Genomic DNA, 23839 nt, shown 5'->3' with positions numbered 1-23839 from the left:
AGGATGAATATGCGAAAACGGGCCAGGGTGATCTACAATCCCACTTCGGGAAGAGAACTTCTCAAGCAAAAGCTAGTCGACATTTTGAATATTTTTGAGCAGGCTGGTTACGAAACCAGTGCTTATGCGACAACTCCTGCGAAAGACTCTGCCAAGAATGAAGCTCGCCGGGCTGCTGAAGACGGTTTTGAGTTGGTGGTTGCTGCTGGTGGTGATGGCACAATCAATGAGGTTGTCAATGGCATTGCGCCGTTGAAGAAGCGACCCAAAATGGCAATCATTCCAGCAGGGACTACCAATGACTATGCGCGGGCTTTGCATATTCCACGGGAAGATCCAGTCGATGCCGCTAAAGTTGTCTTGAAGGACCAGACAATCAGGATGGATATTGGCAAAGCCGGTGGCAATTACTTCATCAACATTGCCGCTGGTGGGCTATTGACCGAGTTGACTTATGATGTGCCTTCAGATTTGAAGACTTTCTTCGGTTATTTGGCATACTTGGTTCGTGGTGCCGAATTATTGCCGCGAATCAAGCCCATTGAAATGGATCTCAAGTACGATAATGAAGAGTTTAAGGGAAAGGCCTCAATGTTTTTCTTGGCACTAACCAACTCAGTAGGTGGTTTTGAACAGATTGTTCCGGATGCTTCATTGGATGACGGTAAATTCACTTTGATTATCGTCAAAACCAGCAATTTGGTTGAAATTCTTCATCTTGCTTCGAAAGTCTTGAATGGCGGTCGACATGTGGATGATCCTAGAATTATCTACAAAAAGGTCCGGAAAGTTACTGCTAAGCCAGTCCATGATCGTATGCAGATCAATCTCGACGGTGAATACGGTGGGGATGCACCAATGACTTTCATTGACCTCAAGCAACATATTGAGTTTTTTGCCAACACGGATGAAATTCCAGACGATGCGTACTCAGAGGAAACTAATGAGATGCGACGGGTCGAAAAGAACTTCGTCAAAGGCGTTGACAAACTCCCTGATAAAGAATAGTTTAATAAGATGTTATAATTGCGTTACGAAGTTTTCGTTTCGCAATTTTTGTTTCTAAGAGTAAAAAAAGGTGAATAAATGAAAAAGATGGTACCAGTTGAAAAGAACCAGAATTACGATGTTGATATAACCGACCTGACCTACCAGGGCTTGGGTGTCGCAAAGATTGATGACTTCCCAATCTTTATTGAAAATGCATTGCCAACTGAAAATGTGACAATGAAAGTCATCAAGGTTAAGAAGAACTTTGCCTTTGGCCGAGTTGTTAAGATTAACAAGAAGAGCAAGGATCGAGTTGAGTTGGTTGATAAGGCCTATACTCAGACCGGTATTGCACCCCTACAACACTTAAAATATGATGCCCAACTTAGATTCAAACAGCATCAAATCGAAGTCGACTTTGATAAGATGAAACTGGATGTTGAAGTTAGTCCAACCATCGGCATGGATGATCCGACTCATTATCGAAACAAGGCCCAGATTCCTGTCCGTTTGATTAATGGCAAGCTCCAAACCGGATTCTACCGGAAGCATTCCCATGACTTAGTGCCAATTGAGGATTTCTATATCCAAGATCCTAAAATTGACGAAGCCATTGTCGTTGTCCGAGATATTTTAAGAAAATTTCGGGTTCAGCCATATGACGAAGAAGCCAATAAGGGTGTGGTCCGAAACATCATGGTTCGTCGCGGTTACTATTCCCACGATATGATGATCGTTTTGATTACCCGGACTGAAAAATTACCAAGCAGCGGTGAGATTGTCGCTGAAATCCAGAAATCATTGCCCGAAGTCAAGAGTATTGTCCAAAACGTTAATCCACAAAAGACTAACGCCTTGATGGGTAAAGAGAATAAAACGCTCGCTGGCAAGAGTACGATCGAAGATACCTTGCTGGGATTAAAATTCGACATCTCAGCGAGTTCCTTCTATCAAGTCAACCCGGTTCAAACCGAAAAGTTATATGATTTAGCCACCAAGAAGGCCGATTTATCAGCTGATGATGTGGTGATTGATGCTTATTGTGGGATCGGAACGATTTCACTTTCGATGGCCCGGGTTGCCCAACAAGTTTATGGGGTTGAAATTGTCCCTGAAGCTGTTGAAGATGCTAAGAAGAACGCCAAACTCAACAATTTGACCAATGTGCACTTCGTTGCTGGTAAAGCCGAAGAACAAATGGCTAAGTGGCAGGAAGATGGCTTGAAGCCTGATGTCATCTCCGTTGATCCACCACGCAAGGGCCTTGAAGCCAGCTTGATCGATAGTGTCGTTAAGATGCAGCCAAAGCGGGTTGTCTATGTTTCATGCAATCCTGCAACTTTGGCACGAGACGTCAAATTATTCACTGATCAAGGTTATGAGGTTAACCAACCAATTCAACCTGTTGATCAATTCCCGCAGACCGTTCATGTGGAATCAATTACCGTTCTGGAACGAAACAAATAGTTTTGTAACGCCAAAAATCATTCATTTTTGGCGTTTTTTTGTTGCCAAAATCAAAAAAGTTGAACTTTTTTTGAAAACCAGCTCAGAATCCTATCCTAAAAGCAATCACAGCAACCCTGGCAACTAAATTCAATTTAAATGTATAAAATCCGTCTGATGCCATCAACATCAACTATAAAGGCGGTTACAATGCCCGCGTACTTGAATTTTACTGATATGCTAATCATTTGAACTCGATGCATATTTTTGTTAAGGTTTTATATGTCGTTCAATTACTGGCAGCCACACACGTTTGTGTTGTCCGCTGGTAGTTGATTTTTATTTACATGAATATTGATAAGGAGGAGCACATGACAGCAAAATTGCAAGTGCAACATCTTACCAAAATCTTTGGTCGACGGATTCCCAAGGCTGAGGAATTATTAAAACAAGGTAAGTCAAAAGCTGAAATTTTAAAAACCGCTGGCGCAACAGTTGGTGTGAATGATGCCAACTTTGAGGTCAATGACGGAGAGATTTTCGTCATCATGGGACTATCAGGAAGTGGTAAGTCAACCATGATTCGAATGATCAACCGTTTAATTGAACCCACGTCAGGCAAGGTGCTGATTGATGGTGAGAACCTCACCGATCTCAGTAAGAAGGAATTATTGGATGTTCGACGCAACAAGATGAGTATGGTTTTCCAGAACTTTGCACTGTTCCCAAATCGAACGATTATCGAAAACACTGCGTATGGTTTGGAAATCAAGGGTGTTGATAAAGACGAGCGTTTAAAGAAAGCTCATGACGCCTTGGAACTGGTTGGCCTGCACGGTTACGACGATCAGTATCCAACTCAATTATCAGGCGGGATGCAGCAACGAGTTGGGTTGGCTAGAGCATTGGCAACCGATTCTGAAATCCTTTTGATGGATGAGGCGTTCTCCGCGCTTGATCCTTTGAACCGAAAGGACATGCAGGATGAACTGCTGGATTTGCAGGAAAACCTGCACAAAACGATTGTCTTTATTTCCCATGATTTGAATGAAGCACTGCGAATTGGTGATCGGATCATGATCATGAAGGATGGGGTGATCGTTCAGACTGGGACACCAGAAGAAATTCTGACTCAACCAGCTGATGAATACGTTGAGAAATTTATCGAAGATGTTGACCGAACCAAGGTCTTGACGGCATCGAATGTGATGATTCGACCTACCTTCGTCAACATTGATAAAGATGGTCCCCGGATTGCGATGCGGCGGATGCGGGAAAATGAAATTTCATCCGTCTACGTTGTTAACAGTAAGCGTGAATTCGTTGGAGTCGCTGACGCTGATCACGTGATGGGATTGATCAAGCAAAAGAATCCTGACTTGATGTCAGTGGTTCAAAAAGATGTCCCAACAACTGGTCCCGATACACCAATTACCGAGATTATGGAAAAGATTTCGCAGACCCCAATTCCGTTCGCTGTGGTTGACGACCAAAAGCACTTACTCGGAATTATTATCAGAGGTGCCGTTCTGGGTGCCATTTCAGGAAATGAGGTGACAGAGGATGAATAACATTCCACAATTACCAGTTTCAAGCTGGATTGATAAATTTGTCGACTGGCTTGTCAGTTTTGAAGGCTTCTTCAATGGTGTCACCAACTTTATCGGCGGCATCATCAACGGCTTCCAATGGGTCTTTGACATCCTGCCAATTTGGCTGTTCATGTTAATCATTCTTGGTGCCACATATTGGCTGAACCGAAAGACGAAGCACTGGACATTGCTGATTTTTGAAGCGATTGGCCTGTTATACATTTGGAATCAAGGATTCTGGCGTGATATGACCCAGACATTGACCTTGGTTCTTACATCTAGTTTGATTGCCTTGGTAATCGGTGTTCCATTGGGAATTTGGATGGCAAAATCCAAAGTCTTCGCGGTCATCAACAAACCAATTTTGGACTTCATGCAGACTATGCCAGCCTTCGTTTATCTGATCCCAGCCGTTGCATTCTTTGGGATTGGAATGGTACCCGGTGTCATTGCCTCAGTGATTTTTGCAATGCCGCCGACGGTTCGAATGACCAATTTGGGAATTCGGCAAGTACCAAATGATTTGACTGAAGCCGCTGATTCATACGGATCGACTGGCTGGCAAAAATTATTTAAAGTTCAATTGCCACTGGCCAAATCAACCTTGATGGCTGGGGTTAACCAAAGCATGATGTTGTCACTTTCAATGGTTGTGATTGCTTCGATGATCGGTGCCATGGGGCTTGGAAACAAGGTCTACTTCGCCGTTGGTCGAAACGATGCCGGTGGTGGATTTGCCGCTGGTTTGGCAATTGTAATTCTGGCCATCATTCTTGACCGAATTACCCAAGCTATCAACCGCAACAAAGTCCCTAAGTCATAGAAAGGGGTTATTATGCGAAAAATCAACAATAAATTTCTGTTAACGATGGTGTTGTTCTTCTCGATGATTCTCCTTTCTGCCTGTGGCAGTAAACCGGCAAAGTATCACGCTAATGAAAGTCTCGGCAAACAGATTAACTACACAATTACCGGGATTGAAGCCGGTGCCGGTATCATGTCCAGTACTCAAAAAGCGATGAAAGCGTACGGATTGGATCATGGTAAATGGCAGCTGCAGACCAGTTCGACGGCTGCAATGACCAGTACGTTGGGCAAAGCAATCAAGAATCACCAGCCGATTGTTGTGACTGGTTGGACACCGCATTGGATGTTTACTAAATACAATTTAAAGTTCTTGAAGGATCCTAAAAATGTTTATGGTAAAGCCGAAAACATTCATACGATTGTTCGGAAGGGTTTGAAACAAGATAAGCCTGAAGCATACGAAATGCTGAACCGGTTCAATTGGAAGCCAACTCAGATGGCAAATGTGATGTTGAAGGTGAATAACGGAGAAGATCCACATAAGGCCGCTAATGACTGGATCAAGGCCAACCAAAAGCAGGTTGATACTTGGACCAAGGGCATTAAACACGTCCGTGGCCAATCGATAAAACTCACCTATGTTGCCTGGGATTCCGAGATTGCGTCAACTAATGTGGTTGCCAACGTCTTGCGTTCATTAGGATATAAGGTTGAAATCCAAGCAATGGAAGTTCAACCACTGTGGGCTTCAATCGCCACAGACGCCGCAGACGGCATGGTGAGTGCTTGGCTGCCGACAACCCAAGGACTGTATTACAAGGACTACAAGGGCAAATTTGACGACCTGGGTGTGAACCTAAAGGGTGCTAAGGTTGGCTTGGCAGTTCCAACGTATATGAAGAACGTCAATACGATTAATGATCTTAAGTAGAATTAGCCACACGCTGGAAGACTAGGTTGCCGCCTCAGGCTAATTTAAGTTAAAATGTGCTTCAGAGCCATCGATTATCGAGATCGATGGCTTTTTGTATCTGTAAAAAGTTCACGGATTCACATGGGAGAACAAAATTTCAACAAAAATCTTTACAAGGGCATCTTGCCGCAAGCTAAATTCAAAATTGAACTCTTGGCCAAGTCCAGTGGAGTCGTATCCAAGATTGTTGCCGATGAAGTCGGTGTGGCCAGCATGCTGTTAGGCGGTGGCCGGCAGAAGGCTGACGATCAGTTGGATTATTCAGTGGGCATTATGCTGCACAAAAAGATTGGCGACCCAGTTAACGAAGGAGATTCCTTATTGACCATCTTTAGCAACCGCAAAGATGTCACTGATATTCAGAAATTATTGTACGATAATATTGAAATCTCAGATAAAGCTCAAGCACCAACGCTGATATACGAAACAGTGGACTAGCTGAGTGGATGAGATAAGTGAATGAAAGTGGAGATGGCAATTCATGAACGTTATTTATTCATGAATTGCCTTTTCCTATTGATTGAGGACCCGTTGCCTGTCAGACCCTAAATATGGTAGAATTCAGAAACGGAACACGTGGTATCGAAATTTAGTTTGATATTCAAACTAAATTAGGTTATCATGTTGTGTGTTCCTAAAAGAACATCGGTAAGCCGGTATTTTTGGAAATTAGTTTGAACTAATAGTTTGATACTCGAACTAATTTTTGGAAAGTGCTTGCCACCCTGTAAGTGAAAGGAAGAAATCAATGAGTGTATTAGATGCATCTGAAATTATGGATTTAATTCCCAACCGTTATCCAATTTTGTTCATGGATAAAGTTGATGAATTAAACCCTGGTGAGTCAATTGTTGTTACCAAGAACGTCACAATTAACGAGGAATTTTTCCAAGGCCATTTCCCTGGGAACCCGGTTATGCCCGGTGTCTTGATTATTGAATCCTTGGCTCAGGCAGCTTCAATCTTGATTTTGAAAACTGAAAAATACAAAGGTAAGACCGCCTATCTTGGTGCGATTGATGACGCCAAGTTCAGAAAAGTTGTCCGTCCAGGGGATGTGTTAAAACTGCATGTGACCATGGAAAAGCAACGCGAAAATATGGGCAAGGTTAAGTGTGAGGCTAAGGTTGACGATAAAGTTGCCTGTTCGGCCGAATTAACCTTCATCGTTCCCGATCCAAAAAAGAAAATCTAATTATCAATCTAGGAGAGCTAAGAAATGAATTCGCAAAGTGATCAAATTAAACAAGATACCGGCTTTATCAATGAATCTCTAATCAACGTGTATGACAGTATCATGCGGATTGAAGAGAGCGAAATTCGAAAAAGTCGATTTAAGGACATCACTGCGAAGGAAGTTCACTTGGTTCATACCATTGGCCTGCATGATCGAAAGACGACCTCAGAAGTTGCCCACATTTTGAAACTAAGTAAGGGAACTTTAACTGCCAACTTGAATAATTTGGAACGGAAAGGGTACGTGATGCGGATCCCCAACGTTGAAGATCATCGGATTATTAATCTGGGATTAACCAGTAAGGGACGGCTGTTGTACCGTGCTCACGATGCGTTCCATAAGTTGCTGGTTCAGCGGTTCCTCAAGGGCTTCAACGATGACGATATTCATTTGATCAAACAGGCGATGGTTAACCTGGAAGATTTTATTGACGAGGTATCTGCAAAATGACCTTTGAAGATTTCAAAATCATCACAACCGCCAGTTCAGTACCAAAGCGGGTGGTGGATAACGACGAACTCTCAACAATGATGGATACTTCAGATGAGTGGATTACCCAGCGGACTGGCATTAAGCGCCGCCACGTGGCAGTGACTGAAACAACCAGTTCATTGGCCACTGAGGTTGCCGAAAAATTGCTTGATCAAAGTGGGTTGACACCAGCGGATATTGACCTGATTGTCGTCGCCACCATGTCGCCGGATTATTTAACGCCATCTGTGGGGGCGATGGTCCAAGGCAACATTGGCGCCGATGATGCGATTGCTTTTGATATCGATGCTGCCTGCTCCGGATTTGTGTATGGCTTGAAAGTCGTTCGGCAAATGCTGAAGGCAGATCATCAAATGCACGCCATCCTCATTGGGGCTGAGACCTTAAGTAAATTATTGGATTGGCATGACCGTTCCACCGCCGTTTTATTCGGAGATGGGGCTGCCGGGGCGCTCATTTCCAATCAGCCTCGGGAACCTGGTTCCTTTATTTCAGAAGATCTGGCAACTTTGGGCAAGCTGGGGAAGCATTTGACAGCTGGTCAGGTTGGCGTGAAATCACCGTTTGCCGATGATGATGTCAGCTACTCACCGTTTTTCAAAATGAATGGTCATCGGGTTTATGGCTTTGCAGTTAAGAACGTGCCGGAATCGATTAATCGCGCTCTGGCACGAGCCAAATTGTCAATTGACGATATTGATTGTTTTGTCCTGCATCAAGCTAATGAACGGATTATTGAGAAGATTGCCGAAACGCTGGGAGCACCAATGAGCAAATTTCCAGTGAACATCAATGAATACGGCAACACTTCAGCTGCCAGCGAACCGATTTTGCTGGCTGAGCTGATTGATCAACACATCATTAAAAGGGGGGATGTCGTTGCCCTATCCGGATTTGGTGGCGGATTAACTGTTGGAACAATGATTATTAAGTACTAAAAATATAACTTGGAAACATAAAATTTGGAGGAAATAAAAATGACTAAAGAAGAAGTATTTAACAAGGTAAAAGAAATTATCGTGGATCAATTGGATGTCGATGCAGACAAGGTTAAGCAAGACACTAACTTCAAGAACGATCTTGATTTGGACAGTTTGGACATTTTCGAAGTTGTTGACAAGATTGAAGATACTTATGATATCGAAATTGACACTGACGAAGGTATGGAAACCGTTGGCGAATTAGTGGACTACGTCGTTAAACAACAAGCTAAGTAGTTAGAAAGTAGGCAGGTAGATAGTTTGAAACTAGGATATTTATTCAGCGGTCAGGGTAAACAATTTGCCGGTATGGGACACGACCTATACCAACAAGAGCCCATTTACCGTCAAACAATTGAAGAAGCTTCTCAGATACTTGGAAAAGACATGAGTGACTCGAAAATTTTTGATGATCCCGCAAATACTCAAGTTTCAATCGTTACCCTGAGTACCGGAATTTATAGAATTCTCGAACATGATTTAGGTCAGCCTGTCGGGGCCACCGGACTGAGCTTGGGCGAATACAGCGGGATTATCGCTGCCAACGGCTTGAGTTTTGAAGACGGTTTGCCGCTGGTTCGCGATCGCAATCTCTATATGGATCAAGCTGGGCACAATCATCCCGGCAAAATGGCGGCGGTTTTAAAAGCCACGGCAAATATTGTAGATGAAGCTTGTCGGGTTGGTTCACAAAAGGGACCTGTCTATCCGGCGAACTACAATACCGATACCCAAATTGTGATTGGCGGCTCAGAGGCTGGGTTGAATGCCGCCACTGATTACCTGCATGAACATGGAATCAAGCGGGTTGTACCGTTAAAAATGACGGTTGCTTCCCACACCCCATTTATGCAGGAAGCCAGTGATGCTTTGGCCAAGCGACTGCAGACAGTTGAATTTGCTGAAATGGACTTTCCGGTGATTAGTAACACCATCGTCAAGCCTTTTACGAGACTCAATGTGAAGCAGACCTTAGTCAAACAATTGGTTAATCCAACCCATTTTAACGAGTGTCTCAAGGAACTATTGAACCTGGAAGCCGACGTCTTGATTGAAATCGGTCCCGGTGACACCTTAATGAAATTTGCCAAGACGATTCTTTGCAATGCCAACAAATTTCATATCGATAGTGTTGAGACCTTGAATCAGGTTCGATCAAATAAAAAGCTGGTGAAATAATGACAGAAACAAAACAAATTGCGTTAGTCACGGGAGCTGCTAAAGGAATTGGTTTGGCAATTGCTAAACGACTTGCCGACGACGGTTTGACAGTGATTATCAACGCCCACCACGAACTGGACGATGAAACAGCCAAGCAGTTGGCAGATGCCGGCTATCACTTTGATGTTTTGGTTGGCGATGTAGCCAATGAAGATGATGCTGAACAAATGATTAATTCGGTGGTTGAAAAGTACGGTCAAATTGACGTATTGGTCAACAACGCCGGTATTACTAAAGATAAATTGTTGAGTCGGATGAAATTAGCTGACTTCAAAGCCGTTTTGGATACCAATTTGGTTGGGGCTTTTAATATGATTAAGTTTGCGATGAAAATCATGCAAAAGGCCCGTCAAGGTTCAATTGTTAACATTTCCAGCATTTCAGGTCTCCATGGAAATCTTGGCCAAGCCAACTATTCATCAAGCAAAGCCGGTCTGGTTGGTTTAACCAAAACCGCTGCTCGAGAAGGCGCATTGCGTGGCATTCGTTCCAATGCGGTTGCACCAGGGATGGTTAAGACCGACATGACTGAAAAAATGAGTGAACGCCGCCAAAGCGAATTCACGGATCAGATTCCGCTGAAACGCTTCGCTGAGCCAACCGAAATCGCTGATGCAGTCGCATTTTTGGTTCATAACCAGTACATTACCGGCCAAGTCATCACAGTTGACGGTGGTTTGACAATTTAGATTGTTGAAGGAGTAATTAAATGAGTAGAGTCGTTGTTACAGGAATGGGCGCCGTTACGCCAATCGGAAACGATGTGGATAGTTTTCTTGAAAACTTATTTGCATCCAAGGTTGGGATTGCCCCAATTACGAAATTTGATTCAGAACCCACCGGCATTACCGTTGCCGGTGAAGTAAAAGACTTTGATCCGTTAAAACGGGTTGATAAGAAGTTTGCCAAACGCAATGACCTCTTTTGTACGTATGCTTTATATAGTGCAACTGAGGCCATGGAAAATGCCGGTCTCCTCGACGGTGGGGTTGACCCCGAAGAACTGGGTGTCATCTATGGTTCTGGAATTGGTGGTTTGACGACTATTGAACAACAGGTCATCAAGATGCACGACAAGAGTCCAAAACGGGTCTCACCACTGTTCGTGCCGGACTCAATTATTAATATGGCAGCCGGAAACATTTCAATTGCCTTTAATGCCAAGAATACCAGCCAAGCAATTGTCACGGCTTGTTCTTCAGGAACCAACGCAATTGGAAACGCCTTCGAGTACATCAAACAAGGCAAAGCCCAAGTGATGATTGCTGGAGGAACTGAAGCATCAGTTAACGAAATTGGAATTGCCGGATTCGCTGCTTTGACTGCATTGTCAAAGGCAACCGATCCGACAAAAGCCTCGATTCCATTTGATAAAGATCGCAACGGGTTTGTCATGGGTGAAGGTTCCGGGACGTTGATTCTGGAAGACTACGATCATGCCAAGGCGCGTGGTGCCAAGATTTTGGCCGAAGTTGTCGGCTATGGGACGACCAGCGATGCCTACCATATGACCGCACCTGATCCTGAAGGTAAGGGTGCCAAACGGGCCATGCAGCAGGCGGTTAAAGAAGCTGGCATTGATGAGACCCAAGTGGATTACATCAACGCTCACGGGACCAGTACCCATGCCAACGATAGTGCCGAAGCCAAGGCGATTAACGAAGTCTTCGCCAATAACGATCACGTCAAAGTCAGCAGTACAAAAGGAATGACTGGTCATGCGTTGGGTGCTGCGGGTGCCATTGAAGCTGTTGCAACCATTGGTGCCATTCAGCACAATCAAATGCCAGTCAATGTCGGTGTGGTCAACCAAGACGAAGAATGTGATGTCGACCTGGTTGATGACAGCAATAAACATGCTGAAGTCAATTACGCCATCAGTAACTCCTTTGGTTTTGGAGGCCATAATGCCGTTATTGCATTCAAAGGGTGTGATTAGGTAATGGATGAAAAAGAAATTGAACGTTTACTAGATAAATTCGACCGTTCGTCACTCAAAAACTTTGAATTAGCTCAGGATGACTTTAAGCTTAAATTCAGCAAACGAGACGATGACGAACACGTTGTCGTTGAAGATCCTGCTCAGCCAGGATCGACCACGGCTGATAGTTTAGGCCATGGACAAAATAGTCAGGCTCAGACAGCCAGTCAATCCGATCAGCCAGTTAGTCAAAACGTTACTGAGATCAAAGCACCACTGGTCGGTGTCGTATACTTTGCGCCCAGCCCTGACAAACCGGCTTACAAGAAGCAGGGCGATCACGTTGAAAAAGGCGACGTCGTTTGTGTGATTGAAGCGATGAAGATGATCAACGAAGTCAAAAGTGATGTGACCGGAACGATCTCCAACATTTTAGTTGAAGACGGCAGTATGGTCGAATATGATCAACCAATCTTTCAAGTAACGAAGGGGTAATAAGATGAAACCAGATGTTCAAGATGTGATTCCACAGCGCTATCCCTTCCAGATGATTGACAAATTTGTTGACGTCAAGCCAGGCGAAAGCGCCTCGGCGGTGAAGCTAATTTCGATTAACGAATGGTTCTTCGCCAACAAACAGGCCGATAATTTGGTCGTTCCGCGGCCAATTATGATTGAGTCAATGGCTCAGACTGGTGTGGCTGCCATTTTGTCGATGCCTGAATATCAAGGCAAGAATGCCTTTTTTGGTGGCATCAAAAATGCAATTTTCCAAGATGACTTTCGTCCTGGTGACAAGTTGACATTTACTGTTGAACTCAAGAAACTAAAGCACAACATCGGTCTGGGACATGGCACTATTACCCGCGACGATGTCCAAATTTGTGAAGCAGATTTAATTTTTGCAGTTGAGTAATAGAGGTGAGCGGATGTTTAAAAAAGTATTAGTGGCAAATCGCGGTGAAATTGCCGTGCAAATTATCCGGGCACTTCATGATATGGGAATTACAGCTGTGGCCGTTTATTCCAGTGCCGACAAAGACAGCCTTTTTGTTCATTTAGCAGATGAGGCGATTTGTATTGGTGGGCCTCAGCCCAGCGAGTCTTACTTGAATATGGCTCAGATCATCAGTGCTGCTAATCTAACTGGGTGTGAAGCAATTCACCCCGGCTACGGGTTCTTGTCAGAGAATGCTGAATTCGCTGAGCTTTGCGAAACCTGCCACATTAAATTCATTGGCCCAAGTCACCAGCTCATCTCATTGATGGGTGACAAGGCCAATGCCAGAGAAGCTATGAAAAAAGCGGGTGTCCCAGTCATTCCTGGTAGTGACGGGGTCGTCAACACCGTTGCCCAAGCAGAAAAAGTCGCTGAAAAAATTGGCTTTCCAGTCTTGCTAAAATCGGCAGCTGGTGGCGGTGGTAAGGGCATTCGTGAAGTTGATCGTCCTGAAGATCTGCGCAGTGCATTTGAGCAGACCCAGCAGGAAGCCCGGATTTCATATGATGACGAAGATATTTATGTTGAAAAATTGATCCGTCAGGCTAAACACGTGGAAATGCAAGTCGTTGCCGACAACTTTGGCCACGTGGTGTACTTACCTGAACGTGATTGTTCACTTCAGCGAAATCATCAAAAAGTCATCGAAGAAAGTCCCTGTGTCTTGATTTCACCAGCAGAGCGGCAGCATTTAGGTGAAATTGTTTCGAATGCGACCCTCAAACTGGGTTATACCAATACCGGAACCTATGAATTCTTGATGGATGACGATCATCACTTTTATTTCATGGAAATGAACACGCGGCTTCAAGTTGAACACACGATTACTGAAGAAGTGACTGGCATTGAGCTGGTCAAGGCGCATTTAGCTGTGGCGGCTGGCGAGAAATTGGCATTTACCCAGGCAGATGCGACCGTCAAAGGGCACGCGCTGGAATGTCGGCTAAATGCGGAAGATCCCAGCAACAACTTTGCCCCTCAGCCCGGTCAAATTAATCATTTGTTTTTCCCGGCTGGTTCACTGGGTGTGCGGATTGATTCAGGTGTCACCACGGGGAGCTTCATTTCACCATTCTATGATTCAATGATCGCCAAGGTCATTGTTCATTTAAACGATCGGGATACGGTTATCTCAAAGATGAACCGAATTTTAGGGGAACTTGAAATCGAAGGCATTCGAACCAATCAGGATTTCTTGGATTATTTAATCAATACTGATAAATTTCATCAGGGGACTTATTCAACCAGTTATATTCAAAATGAAGTGTTGAGCGACAAGGAGGGATTCCATGCTACGGAGTCGGTTTAATATGCCAAGTCATGAAGAACTGGTTAAGCGAATGGATGCCATTCCCGATCATGTACTCCGGGAATGTCCAGTTTGTCACTCAACCTTTTTTTCGTTACGAGCAGGCAGCAGTAAGACTTGTCCCAACTGTGGCTATGGTTTTCGAATCACTGCCAAACGTCGGGCGAAGATCACCTTTGATTCCTTTGATGAAATTGATAAGCAAATGACCATTCCGGAACAGTATACGGATGAAAAATACTTAGCTAAAGTTAAAAAGGCCAAAAAAGTAACTGGCATCAACGAAAGTGTGCTGACGGGGATCGGCACGCTTGACAAGCAGCAAGTGGGCGTCGGCATCATGGATCCGTTCTTTGTCATGGGAAGCCTTGGCAGCGCAACCGGCGAAAAGATCACTCGATTATTCGAGGAAGCCACCAGAAAGAAGCTGCCGGTCATCATGTTCACTGCCTCAGGTGGTGCGCGAATGCAGGAAGGGATTCATTCCCTGATGCAGATGGCAAAAGTTTCTGGTGCAGTTGAAGAGCACAGCAAGGCTGGCTTATTCTATGCCGTTGTCTTATGTGATCCAACTACCGGTGGCGTGACTGCGAGTTTTGCGATGCAGGGTGACGTTATCTTGGCTGAGCCCCATGCCTTGGTCGGTTTTGCCGGTCGACGAGTGATCGAACAAACAATTATGCAAAAGCCACCAAAGGACTTTCAGAGTGCAGAAACCGTCATGGCACATGGATTTATCGATGCGATTGTGCCGCGTAAGGAAATGAAGCAGACTTTGAGTCGGTTGATTTCTCTGCACACAAAGGAGAATGGCTATGGCAAATAAAACAGCGTATGAGCGGGTAAAGGCTGCTAGACGGCCGGATAAGATCACAACCGCCGAATTGATCCACGGATTGACCAGCGATTTCTTTGAACAACATGGCGATCGTCTGGAAGCCGATGATCCGGCAATTATTGGCGGTATTGGATTGTTGAATGATAAGCCGATCACAGTGGTTGGCATTCAAAAGGGGACCGATACCGATGAAAATATTGCCAGACATTTTGGTAGTCCGACGCCTGAAGGTTATCGAAAAGCATTACGCTTGATGAAGCAGGCAGAAAAATTTCATCGGCCAATCTTGTCATTGGTTAACACGCCCGGTGCTTGGCCGGATGTTGAATCCGAGTATCATGGCCAAGGTTCGGCAGTGGCACAAAATATCCTGCAAGGGATGCAGTTAAAGGTTCCCTACGTCACGATTATCGTTGGCGAAGGCGGTAGCGGTGGTGCTTTGGCATTATCGTGCGGCGACCGCGTCTTGATGTTCGAGGACAGTATTTATTCAGTGCTTTCTCCTGAGGGATACGCCAGCATCATGTGGAAAGATTCATCGAAGGTTCAAGAAGCAGCTGAAGAACTCAAATTAACCCCCGAAGCATTATTAGCAGATGGTATTATTGATAAGATTATTCATGAATATAAACCGGGCGATGATTTGAGTCCACTGCGAGATTTCCTGGATCAAGAATTTACCACACTGGCAAAGTTACCAATTGATGAATTGGTTGACCGTCGGAATCAACGTTACCGGAATTTTTAGTTGAAGATAAGATTTGGAGGCTCAAATATGAGTGGCTTTTTAGATGGAAAAACAATCGTCATCATGGGGGTTGCAAATAAACGTAGTATTGCCTGGGGATGTACCCAAGCAATTTTAGATCAGGGTGCCAAAGTGATTTTGAGTTATCAAAACGACCGAATTAAGAAGAGTTTGGAACGCTTTGTACCCGACAATTTAGATTTGGTAGAATGTGATGTATCTGACGATGACAACGTCAAGAAGGCGTTTGAAGCCATCGGCACCAAGTATGGCAAGATTGATGGCGTCATTCATGCCATCGCATACGCAGACAAGGATACATTGACTTCAGGTTTGGTGAATACGACCAAAGACGGCTATGATTTGGCGCAGAATATCAGTGCTTACTCATTGATTTCAGTTGCGCGCTATGCACAGCCGGTCTTAAATGATCCCGCCAGTATTTTGACATTGACCTACTTTGGGTCAACCCGGGCAATTCCGAACTACAACATGATGGGGGTTGCCAAGGCTGCCTTGGAAGCCAACGTTCGTTACCTGGCTTCTGACCTCGGGCGCAATGGCATCCGGGTGAACGCGATTTCAGCTGGTGCGGTTAAAACATTAGCCGTTACTGGGATTAAGCACCATGGCGAATTATTGAAAGAATCCGAATCACGAACGGTTGACCAAAAGAGTGTCACCACGAGTGAAATCGGAAATGTCGCCGCCTTCTTAATGAGTGATTTGTCGACTGGGATGACCGGCGACGTGGTTTATGTTGATAAAGGTGTGCATTTGATTTAACGGAGTATCGTTAGCGAGGGATGGCCAAATGAGAAATCATCAAGCTCAAATTTTAGATGCATTGTTGAAAGCAGACGGTCGCTACGTGTCTGGAAATGATCTGGCGAAGACGTTTCAAATTAGTCGGCCGGCAGTATACAACAATATTCAAAAATTGGCGCGGTGTGGTCATTTGATTAACACCAGAAAAGGGTTGGGGTATTGCTATCAAAAATCACAATTCTTCAATGCCGATGTGATTAATCATTATCGAACGACTACTTTTCCAGTGGGCATCCATACCTTTCGAACTGTTTCTTCAACTAACGATTACGCCAAGCAATTCAGCAATAATCAGGATTTGACTGATCCACAAGTGTTTGTGGCTGATAGTCAGACCCGTGGACATGGTCGGCTTGGCAGACACTTTTATTCGCCAATCAATGGTGGGATTTACCTGAGTATTTTGATTCCACTTCAGAACCGAAAGACAATTCATTCCGGGCTGATTACAACTGGAACGGCGGTTTGTGTTGTTCGAACCTTAAAACAGTTCTTCCCAAAAGAAGATTTCCGGGTAAAATGGGTCAACGACATTTTGGTACATGACAAGAAATGTGGCGGTATTCTGACTGAAACGATTTCCAGTTTGGAAGACGGCCTTCACGAAGACGTGGTTGTCGGCATTGGATTAAATGTTGACTCTACTAACTTTCCCAAGCAGATTGCCCATAAGGCCGGCGCAATTGTTGCAAATACGTCAATTGATAAGAATCAGATTGCCGCCAGCATCATTGATCATTTCTTTTACATGTATCAGACCTACACCAGCGGTAATTTTCTGACAGAGTATTCGAAGCTGTCAGACACTTTGGGTAAACAAGTCGAAGTCGTGATGGGAAATCAGACTATCACTGGCTTAGCTGATCATTTCACCCATGACGGTGCTTTGGTCGTAAAGGAACCAACCGGGCAGTTGGTGACTGTCTCCAGTGGCGAAGTAACAAAAGTTTATTTACCTGGTAATGGTTACCAGGGCTAATTTATTTGGAATTGCGGTTAATCGCGGCTTCGTTGCTGGTTAACCGCTTTTTTTGAAAGGAGCAGGTGCGTGAAAATCAGAGAAGTGGTCCTGACGGCATTGATGATTGCAACCATTGTTGTGATGGGGATGATTCCACCGATTCCATTAGGTGTGATTCCGGTGCCAATTGTGATGCAAAACTTGGGAATCATGTTGGCGGGCATCGTGTTGGGTGCCAAAAACGGTACAATGGCCGTCGGCGGGTTCTTGGTGCTGGCATTCTTAGGCTTTCCGGTGCTTAGCGGTGGTCAGGCGGGCCCAGCGGTCTTTATTGGCCCCACAGCGGGTTATTTGCTTGGTTGGTTCATAACTCCTCTCGTTATGAATTACAGCCTGTCACGGCGATTTGTGAGCCATGCAGGGGGTCAACTGATCGCCATTTGGATATCCGGCGTTCTGATTGTCAATTTGATTGGTGCGTTGTGGCTTTGGGTCGTCACGCCAATCTCTTTAATTGGTGCGTTGACTTCGGGACTGTTATTTCTTCCTGGGGACACACTGAAATCAGTTGCCGTGTATTTGGTAGCGGTGCGGATGAAGATGCTCAGTGGTGCTGTTAGCGGCCGATAGCGGCTAGTACAAAAAAAGAGGTGCCAACAAACCGGATTGGTTTGTTGGCACCTTTAAATTTTAGAATAATGATTTTTAATGGAATAGCAAGTTAAGTCCCATAACCATCACAATACCTACTACAGAAATAAGGGATTCAAGCACTGTCCATGTCTGCAGGGTCTGCTTGATGGTTAAATCGAAATATTCTCTGAACATCCAGAAGCCGGCATCGTTAACATGTGATGCGGCAAGTGAACCGGCACCAATGGCCAGAACCATCAATGCTGGGTCAACTCCGGCTTGAGCCATTAGTGGGGCAACAATTCCTGCGGCAGTCAATGACGCAACAGTTGCGGAACCTAAGGCAATTCGGAGAACCACGGCGACCAACCAGCCAAGAATCAGTGGTGAAATTGGTGAACCGATGAAGAGTTGAGCAACGGCTTTACCAACACCGCCGTCGATCAGGACTTGCTTGAAGGCACCACCACCACCAATAACTAATAGCAGCATAGCGATTGATTTAACGGCATTTTCAAGTGATTCCATGATTTGGGCAGTTGATCGTTTACGACCCCAGCCCATTGTATACATAGCAAAGAATAATGAAATTAACATTGCAATACTTGGTGAACCGATGAATTCGATAATTGAATCGATCATTGAAGGGTTCTTAGGATCAACACCACCGTTAACAGTCATCTTATAAATTGTGGCAATTGCCAACAAGAGAACTGGGAAGAGGGCGGTTAAAACTGAAAGTCCAAACGATGGTGATTCTTCAGGGGTGAATTGTTTAACTTCACCAATTGAAGAAAGGTTACCTTTACGTTCGAAGGCAGCTGGGACAATTTTACGAGCCATTCGTGAGAATAATGGGCCGGCGATATAAGCAGCAACAATTGCAATTACAAATCCGAATAACAGAACTTTACCATCGTTGGCACCCAAGACTTGCGCAATGGCAACTGGTGCTGGATGGGGTGGCAGGAATCCGTGGGTAACTGACAAAGCAGCGGCCATTGGAATTCCCAAATAAAGAATTGGCACACCGGCTTCAACGGCGATTGCGAAGACGATTGGAACCAGTAAAACCATTCCAACTTCGAAGAACAGCGCAATTCCTAAAATAAATGAAGCAATCATAACGGCGATCTGGAGACGTTTCTTACCAAAACGTTTGATAAGAGTTTCGGCGATCATATAAGCACCACCGGAATCGGAAACCAGTCGCCCTAGCATGGCACCAAAGCCAAAGACCATGGACAATTCACCAAGTTGGCTTCCGATACCATTTGAGACGGAATCAGCAATCGTGCCCAGTGGCATCTGCAGCATGACCGCAGTTACAACAGCGGTTAATACCAACGAAACGAAGGTATTAATTTTGAACTTGATAATCAGAACTAACAGGAAAATAATTCCGATCAGCAAGGCAAGCAGCTTTAATATCATAGTTTTCCCCTTTCAAAATACAAGACTGAACAGTTGCTACTCAGATTTCTTGTCGTCATTATTGACTTGCTCATGACGGCGTTGGTACTCGGCAATATTCTTATATTCTGGTTGAAGTGAACGACTTAACCGAATATAAATTGGGATCAGTTCCCGGTATGATTGGAAGTTTTTTGGATCTGGATGATGGACAACCGTGGTGCCAACGAAGTTCGAAACGTCGGCAAGACTGTCAATCAATCCCAAGCTGTACATTCCTAAAGTTGCAGCCCCTAAAGCAGTACTTTCAAAACTTTCAGGAATGGCAACGTCTTGTTCAAAAATATCAGTGAGCATTTGACGCCAAAGAGCAGACCGGGCAAAACCACCGTTGGCCTGAATACTGGTTGGTCGGCCAACAACTTCTTCCAATGCCAAAGCAACGGTATAGAGGTTGTAGACGATCCCTTCAAGGACAGCACGGATCATGTCGGCACGGGTATGGGTTCTGTTCAAACCGAAGAATGAACCACGGGCGTTGGCATCCCAAATTGGTGCTCGTTCACCACCCAGGAATGGGAAGAATAGCAGGCCGTTTGAGCCAGCAGGCACTTTGGCAGCAATTTCTGTTAATAAATCATATGGATCGATGTGCATTTGTTCTGCAGTGACCTTTTCAGGCGCACAAAGTTGATCTCTGACCCAACGGAAGACAACACCACCGTTGTTAACCGGTCCACCAATGACCCACATGTTTTTGGCCAGGTAATAACAGAAGACCCGCGCCTTGGGATCGGTATGCGGTTTGTCAGTAACTACTCGAACGGCACCGGAAGTCCCAATTGTAACCGCGACGACGCCGGGTTGGATAGCGTTAACGCCCAAGTTGGCCAGTGGACCATCTGAAGCCCCAATGATAAATGGGGTATTAATATCAATTCCCAATACCTTGGCATACTCTTCATGCATGCCCTTTAATTGATAAGTAGTGTCAACCAGCTCGGGTAATTGATCACGGGTGACACCAGCAAGTTTCAATGCCTGCTCGTCCCAATCCATGTTATAAATGTTAAACATTCCAGTTGCGTTGGCAATTGAATAATCTTCTTTTAACGTACCAAATAACTTATAAAGAATATATTCCTTAATCCCAACGAACCAACGCGCCTTTTTGAACAAATCGGGTTTGTCATTTCGCAGCCAAATCAATTTGGTCAGTGGGGTCATTGGGTGAATCGGGGTTCCAGTATGCTTATAGATCTCCATACCTTCAGGACTGGCTTTCAACTTGTCAGCATAATTAACGGCTCGATTGTCACCCCAAGTAATCGCCCGGGTGAGAGGCTTATGGTTCTCGTCTAGAAGGATCAAGCTGTGCATGGCACATGAAAATGCAATCCCCTTGAGTTCTCCTGGATTCATATCGGCCTTTCGAACCAACTCGGTAATGCCGTCAGACACCGCTGAAAAGATTTCTTCGGGGTCTTCCTCGGCCATATCAGGGGTGTCCTGGTATAGTGGATATCCATTGTTAGAATATCCGTGCACCTTACCCTTAACATCGTAGAGCACGGTTTTAACACTGGTTGTTCCAATATCAACACCTAGCGTATAATCCATGTAAATAACTTCCCTTCTGTATTAGTTCAATCAACGGCCGAAGCGCTTTCAAATAATGGCAAAAAATATAGCTGCATCGTAAAACCAATATCGAATGCTGAAGAATTGGCTCGGTACCGCTTCTCACTAAAAATATCATTATCGCCAGGATACTTCAAACATTTCGACCATTGAATTTCCTGGTTCTGTAAACGCAATCACAATTATATGAAAAACAATTTCACAATGCAAGAATTTTGTTGTAAAATATTTACATTGATGAAAATAAGACACTTACAATCCATGAAAGGTGATCATTATGAGCTCGCCAGTCCAATTATTAAAACAATCATTTGACGAATTAAGTCGAACCAACAAAAAAATCGCAAAGTACGTAATGGAGAATCCTCAAGCAGCATCGGAGGCCAACATTGAGGACCTCGCGGAAGTTACTGAAACTTCCACGGCTTCAGTTTCCCGGCTTGTTAAAACATTGGGTTACGGCAACTTCCGCGAGTTTACGCTTGCACTTGCCTATACGCAGTTGCGCCCACAGAACCTGCCAATTTTCAAAGACATTGACGCCAATGATTCTTTGGGGACGATTGCTGATAAAATCTTTAACAGCAGTCAGCGTGCCATCCAAGATACCCGTGCAGGCATTGATGAAGACGAATTTGCCCGCGCTGTTTTAAGAATTATTCACTGCCATCGTTTGGGACTATTTGGTCTCGGCGGTTCGTCTGTTGCAGCACTCGACGGTTATCACAAATTTTTGCGGACTTCCATTGACTGTTTTTATTATCCAGACTTTGACGTACAGTTGATGCAAGCAGTAAAATTGACTGAGGAAGATTGCGCGATCGTCGTATCTCATTCAGGCAAGAACCGCCAGACTTTAAAAGTTGCCGAAACATTAAAGAAACGAAAGGTGCCGATTATTGGCATTACCAGCTATCCAGATTCACCTTTGGCACTGCACAGTGATATCACTTTTATCTCATCCAGTGATGAATCCAATTACCGTTCTGAAGGAATGTATTCACTTCTTGCCCAGTTGGCAATTGTTGATACATTATTTATGATGGCAACGGTTCGAATGGGACCTGCTACGGAAGACACGATTCGCAACGTTCAAAATATTATTGAGAGCACCCGCGGTTAGATCATCATTCTTCGCCGGGGTAACTGAGATGACTTTTATATGAAGCGAAGAGACATTCAACCAATATATGCTGAAACTTATCAACGCCGCAAACGCACGCGTAGGGTAGGTCTCGGCATTTTTTTGCTGGTGTTGGTTTTGCTTTCAGGATTTTTATTAGTCCGTTGGCATGAAAATGAACAGCTAAAAAAATACCCAATTCGTGGGGTCACAGTCAACCAGAGTAATGGGTATATTGACTTTGAAAGCTTGAAGAATAAAGGCATCAGTTTTGTTTATCTGAAGGCAACCCAAGGAGCAGCGTACACCGATGACAGCTTTGACACCAACTTCGAACGTAGTCAGGGATCTCAGCTGCCAATTGGGGTTTATCATTACTTTAGCTTCACGAGCTCACCGACTGCCCAGTTCAAGAATTTTGTCCGTCAGGTGAAATACAATACGGGAAGTTTGCCAATTTGTATTCAAATCCAGTATTACGGAACGTTTGATCAGTCGTCGGTTCATTGGAAGACGGTCAGAAAAGAAGTCCGATATCTATCAAAATTGTTGAGAAACTACTATAAGCGGCCGGTGGTGATTTCGGCCACCCAGCAGATTATCAAGAGTCTGCAGTTAAAGGCCAATGCGAAAACCCAATTCTGGTTGACGGACGGCAAAATTGGCAAACCAAATGCCGATGCCACGTTTATCCAAGCAGATGATAAAGCGAGCTTTAAGCTCGATAAACAGCTGGTCTTCCTCCCAATGTCGGTGTTCAATGGTAATCGTCGGGAGTGGAGAGGGTATGTAGATTAGAGTGTGAACCAAGCCGGTTAGATTCCGAGCATTTATGTAATAAGGAGTTTCGATGCGGGGTTTTGCATCGGGACTCCTTATTAGATAAAGCGGAGGAATCTGGCTTGGCGAACACGTTTCGGCTAGAGTGTGGCGAGACCCCATTAAGGCCCGGAGCCTAAGTGAAAAATTCCACTGATGGACGGGCCTTGTTCATCAGTGGAATTTTTCACTTAGGCAGTAGGGCCTTGGGTCGTCGGAACACGTTTCGGCTAGAGAAAAAGCAATCACAAAAGCAAATCAATCTCAATACCATTCCACAACAGTTCTCGACAACCAAACAACAGGATAGAAATAGGGAAATATAGAACTATGTAGAACTATGTAGAACCACCCAAATACCACTAAACGGTTCACACTTCCCCCGCGCAAAACCCAACAAAAAAAGCCCAACCAAAGTCAGGCCATCAATTCGCATGTTCAACTTCATTTGCGGATTGTAAATCATAAGTATAATTTTCCGATTCATCGTAAAACTTGATTGGCCGCGCTTCATTTCCCCGAATTTCTAATTTGTAACCAAACTTGTCGACGTACGACAATTCGTATCTGGTTAACAATGAAACTTTGGCCGCCATGTCCTTACCATCGATCAGCAATTTCAGATCCGGACCAATTTCGATTCGATGAAGCCGATCCCGATGATCCTTAAATTGCCAAGTGCCTACAAAGAACAATGGATCAGCTGGATCCGGCTGGTTCTTAGGCGTTTTTTTGGTATGGAACAGACTGATTAAAAACGACACCATAAAAATAAACAGACTCCGTTTGCGCAAAAAATCATCCCCTAGTGCATATTAGAACCCTAGTATAATGGATAAATATAACAGAGAGTGTCTGATTTCGTTT

The 23839-nt window shown here is 44.5% G+C and carries 25 protein-coding genes and 1 pseudogene; 23 read left to right on the top strand and 3 right to left on the bottom strand.

Annotation, left to right across the window (positions count from 1 at the left end; genetic code table 11):
* Positions 1-9: 9 nt before the first annotated feature.
* The 21 genes and pseudogenes from FD05_RS06185 to FD05_RS06085 all read left to right on the top strand — a co-directional run bounded on the left by FD05_RS06185 (position 10) and on the right by FD05_RS06085 (position 17973).
* Complete coding sequence (locus tag FD05_RS06185; protein WP_020281141.1) at positions 10-1008, top strand: diacylglycerol kinase; 999 nt, start codon at positions 10-12, stop codon at positions 1006-1008.
* Positions 1009-1086: 78 nt separating this feature from the next.
* Positions 1087-2457, top strand: coding sequence for a 23S rRNA (uracil(1939)-C(5))-methyltransferase RlmD (gene rlmD, locus FD05_RS06180; protein ID WP_039932837.1), 1371 nt, complete (start codon positions 1087-1089; stop codon positions 2455-2457).
* Positions 2458-2807: 350 nt separating this feature from the next.
* The gene (locus tag FD05_RS06175; RefSeq protein ID WP_039932840.1) at positions 2808-4007 is read left to right on the top strand and encodes a quaternary amine ABC transporter ATP-binding protein; all 1200 of its coding nucleotides are present in this window, start codon (positions 2808-2810) and stop codon (positions 4005-4007) included.
* Positions 4000-4851, top strand: a complete 852-nt coding sequence (locus FD05_RS06170; RefSeq protein ID WP_020281145.1) for an ABC transporter permease — start codon at positions 4000-4002, stop codon at positions 4849-4851. Before FD05_RS06175 ends, FD05_RS06170 begins: the two co-directional genes overlap by 8 nt.
* Before the next feature lie 12 nt (positions 4852-4863).
* Positions 4864-5766, top strand: a complete 903-nt coding sequence (locus FD05_RS06165) for a glycine betaine ABC transporter substrate-binding protein (RefSeq protein ID WP_020281146.1) — start codon at positions 4864-4866, stop codon at positions 5764-5766.
* A gap of 162 nt (positions 5767-5928) precedes the next feature.
* A pseudogene (locus tag FD05_RS06160) lies at positions 5929-6246 on the top strand (pyrimidine-nucleoside phosphorylase); the annotation flags it as partial.
* A 310-nt stretch (positions 6247-6556) separates the two neighbouring features.
* On the top strand, positions 6557-7003 hold the full coding sequence (fabZ, locus tag FD05_RS06155) for a 3-hydroxyacyl-ACP dehydratase FabZ (RefSeq protein ID WP_020281148.1): 447 nt from the start codon (positions 6557-6559) through the stop codon (positions 7001-7003).
* 24 nt (positions 7004-7027) lie between these two features.
* Positions 7028-7495 carry a MarR family winged helix-turn-helix transcriptional regulator gene (locus FD05_RS06150; RefSeq protein WP_020281149.1) on the top strand — a complete coding sequence of 156 codons (468 nt, stop codon included), beginning with the start codon at positions 7028-7030 and terminating at the stop codon, positions 7493-7495.
* Complete coding sequence (locus FD05_RS06145) at positions 7492-8475, top strand: beta-ketoacyl-ACP synthase III (RefSeq protein ID WP_020281150.1); 984 nt, start codon at positions 7492-7494, stop codon at positions 8473-8475. Before FD05_RS06150 ends, FD05_RS06145 begins: the two co-directional genes overlap by 4 nt.
* Before the next feature lie 39 nt (positions 8476-8514).
* Positions 8515-8754, top strand: a complete 240-nt coding sequence (locus tag FD05_RS06140) for an acyl carrier protein (protein WP_020281151.1) — start codon at positions 8515-8517, stop codon at positions 8752-8754.
* A 24-nt stretch (positions 8755-8778) separates the two neighbouring features.
* Positions 8779-9696 carry an ACP S-malonyltransferase gene (locus tag FD05_RS06135; RefSeq protein WP_039932841.1) on the top strand — a complete coding sequence of 306 codons (918 nt, stop codon included), beginning with the start codon at positions 8779-8781 and terminating at the stop codon, positions 9694-9696.
* On the top strand, positions 9696-10427 hold the full coding sequence (fabG, locus tag FD05_RS06130; RefSeq protein WP_020281153.1) for a 3-oxoacyl-[acyl-carrier-protein] reductase: 732 nt from the start codon (positions 9696-9698) through the stop codon (positions 10425-10427). The genes FD05_RS06135 and fabG overlap by 1 nt, the downstream gene beginning before the upstream one ends.
* A 20-nt stretch (positions 10428-10447) precedes the next feature.
* Complete coding sequence (gene fabF, locus FD05_RS06125) at positions 10448-11677, top strand: beta-ketoacyl-ACP synthase II (RefSeq protein WP_020281154.1); 1230 nt, start codon at positions 10448-10450, stop codon at positions 11675-11677.
* A gap of 3 nt (positions 11678-11680) precedes the next feature.
* Complete coding sequence (gene accB / locus FD05_RS06120; protein ID WP_020281155.1) at positions 11681-12154, top strand: acetyl-CoA carboxylase biotin carboxyl carrier protein; 474 nt, start codon at positions 11681-11683, stop codon at positions 12152-12154.
* 4 nt (positions 12155-12158) lie between these two features.
* Complete coding sequence (locus FD05_RS06115) at positions 12159-12575, top strand: 3-hydroxyacyl-ACP dehydratase FabZ family protein (protein ID WP_020281156.1); 417 nt, start codon at positions 12159-12161, stop codon at positions 12573-12575.
* Between the two features lie 13 nt (positions 12576-12588).
* Positions 12589-13968, top strand: a complete 1380-nt coding sequence (gene accC, locus FD05_RS06110; RefSeq protein ID WP_020281157.1) for an acetyl-CoA carboxylase biotin carboxylase subunit — start codon at positions 12589-12591, stop codon at positions 13966-13968.
* The gene (locus FD05_RS06105) at positions 13949-14794 is read left to right on the top strand and encodes an acetyl-CoA carboxylase carboxyltransferase subunit beta (RefSeq protein ID WP_020281158.1); all 846 of its coding nucleotides are present in this window, start codon (positions 13949-13951) and stop codon (positions 14792-14794) included. Before accC ends, FD05_RS06105 begins: the two co-directional genes overlap by 20 nt.
* Positions 14784-15554 (top strand): carboxyltransferase subunit alpha, encoded by a 771-nt coding sequence (accA, locus tag FD05_RS06100; protein WP_020281159.1) that lies wholly within the window; start codon positions 14784-14786, stop codon positions 15552-15554. Before FD05_RS06105 ends, accA begins: the two co-directional genes overlap by 11 nt.
* A gap of 27 nt (positions 15555-15581) precedes the next feature.
* On the top strand, positions 15582-16340 hold the full coding sequence (gene fabI, locus FD05_RS06095; RefSeq protein WP_020281160.1) for an enoyl-ACP reductase FabI: 759 nt from the start codon (positions 15582-15584) through the stop codon (positions 16338-16340).
* Positions 16341-16368: 28 nt separating this feature from the next.
* Complete coding sequence (locus FD05_RS06090; protein WP_020281161.1) at positions 16369-17361, top strand: biotin--[acetyl-CoA-carboxylase] ligase; 993 nt, start codon at positions 16369-16371, stop codon at positions 17359-17361.
* Between the two features lie 69 nt (positions 17362-17430).
* Complete coding sequence (locus tag FD05_RS06085) at positions 17431-17973, top strand: biotin transporter BioY (protein ID WP_020281162.1); 543 nt, start codon at positions 17431-17433, stop codon at positions 17971-17973.
* Between the two features lie 75 nt (positions 17974-18048).
* On the opposite strand, the gene FD05_RS06080 is transcribed toward FD05_RS06085, so the two are convergent.
* Together FD05_RS06080 and gntK are read right to left on the bottom strand one after the other, a co-directional pair.
* A complete protein-coding gene (locus tag FD05_RS06080) occupies positions 18049-19410 on the bottom strand; it encodes a gluconate:H+ symporter (protein ID WP_020281163.1) in 1362 nt (453 codons plus the stop codon).
* A gap of 36 nt (positions 19411-19446) precedes the next feature.
* Positions 19447-21009 (bottom strand): gluconokinase, encoded by a 1563-nt coding sequence (gene gntK, locus FD05_RS06075; RefSeq protein WP_020281164.1) that lies wholly within the window; start codon positions 21007-21009, stop codon positions 19447-19449.
* Positions 21010-21307: 298 nt separating this feature from the next.
* Here gntK and FD05_RS06070 point away from each other — a divergent pair, with 298 nt between their 5' ends.
* Complete coding sequence (locus FD05_RS06070) at positions 21308-22153, top strand: MurR/RpiR family transcriptional regulator (RefSeq protein WP_020281166.1); 846 nt, start codon at positions 21308-21310, stop codon at positions 22151-22153.
* Between the two features lie 39 nt (positions 22154-22192).
* Positions 22193-22951, top strand: coding sequence for a GH25 family lysozyme (locus FD05_RS06065; RefSeq protein ID WP_039932844.1), 759 nt, complete (start codon positions 22193-22195; stop codon positions 22949-22951).
* A 446-nt stretch (positions 22952-23397) separates the two neighbouring features.
* Here the strand turns inward: FD05_RS06065 and FD05_RS06060 are convergent, their stop codons facing one another.
* Positions 23398-23766, bottom strand: a complete 369-nt coding sequence (locus tag FD05_RS06060) for a DUF4828 domain-containing protein (protein WP_020281168.1) — start codon at positions 23764-23766, stop codon at positions 23398-23400.
* Positions 23767-23839 lie beyond the last annotated feature (73 nt).

The sequence above is a fragment of the Lentilactobacillus otakiensis DSM 19908 = JCM 15040 genome (assembly GCF_001434145.1).
GTDB classification, from domain to species: Bacteria; Bacillota; Bacilli; order Lactobacillales; family Lactobacillaceae; genus Lentilactobacillus; species Lentilactobacillus otakiensis.
Note: the sequence above shows the minus strand (reverse complement) of the source record. Positions and strands in the feature narration are given on the sequence as shown.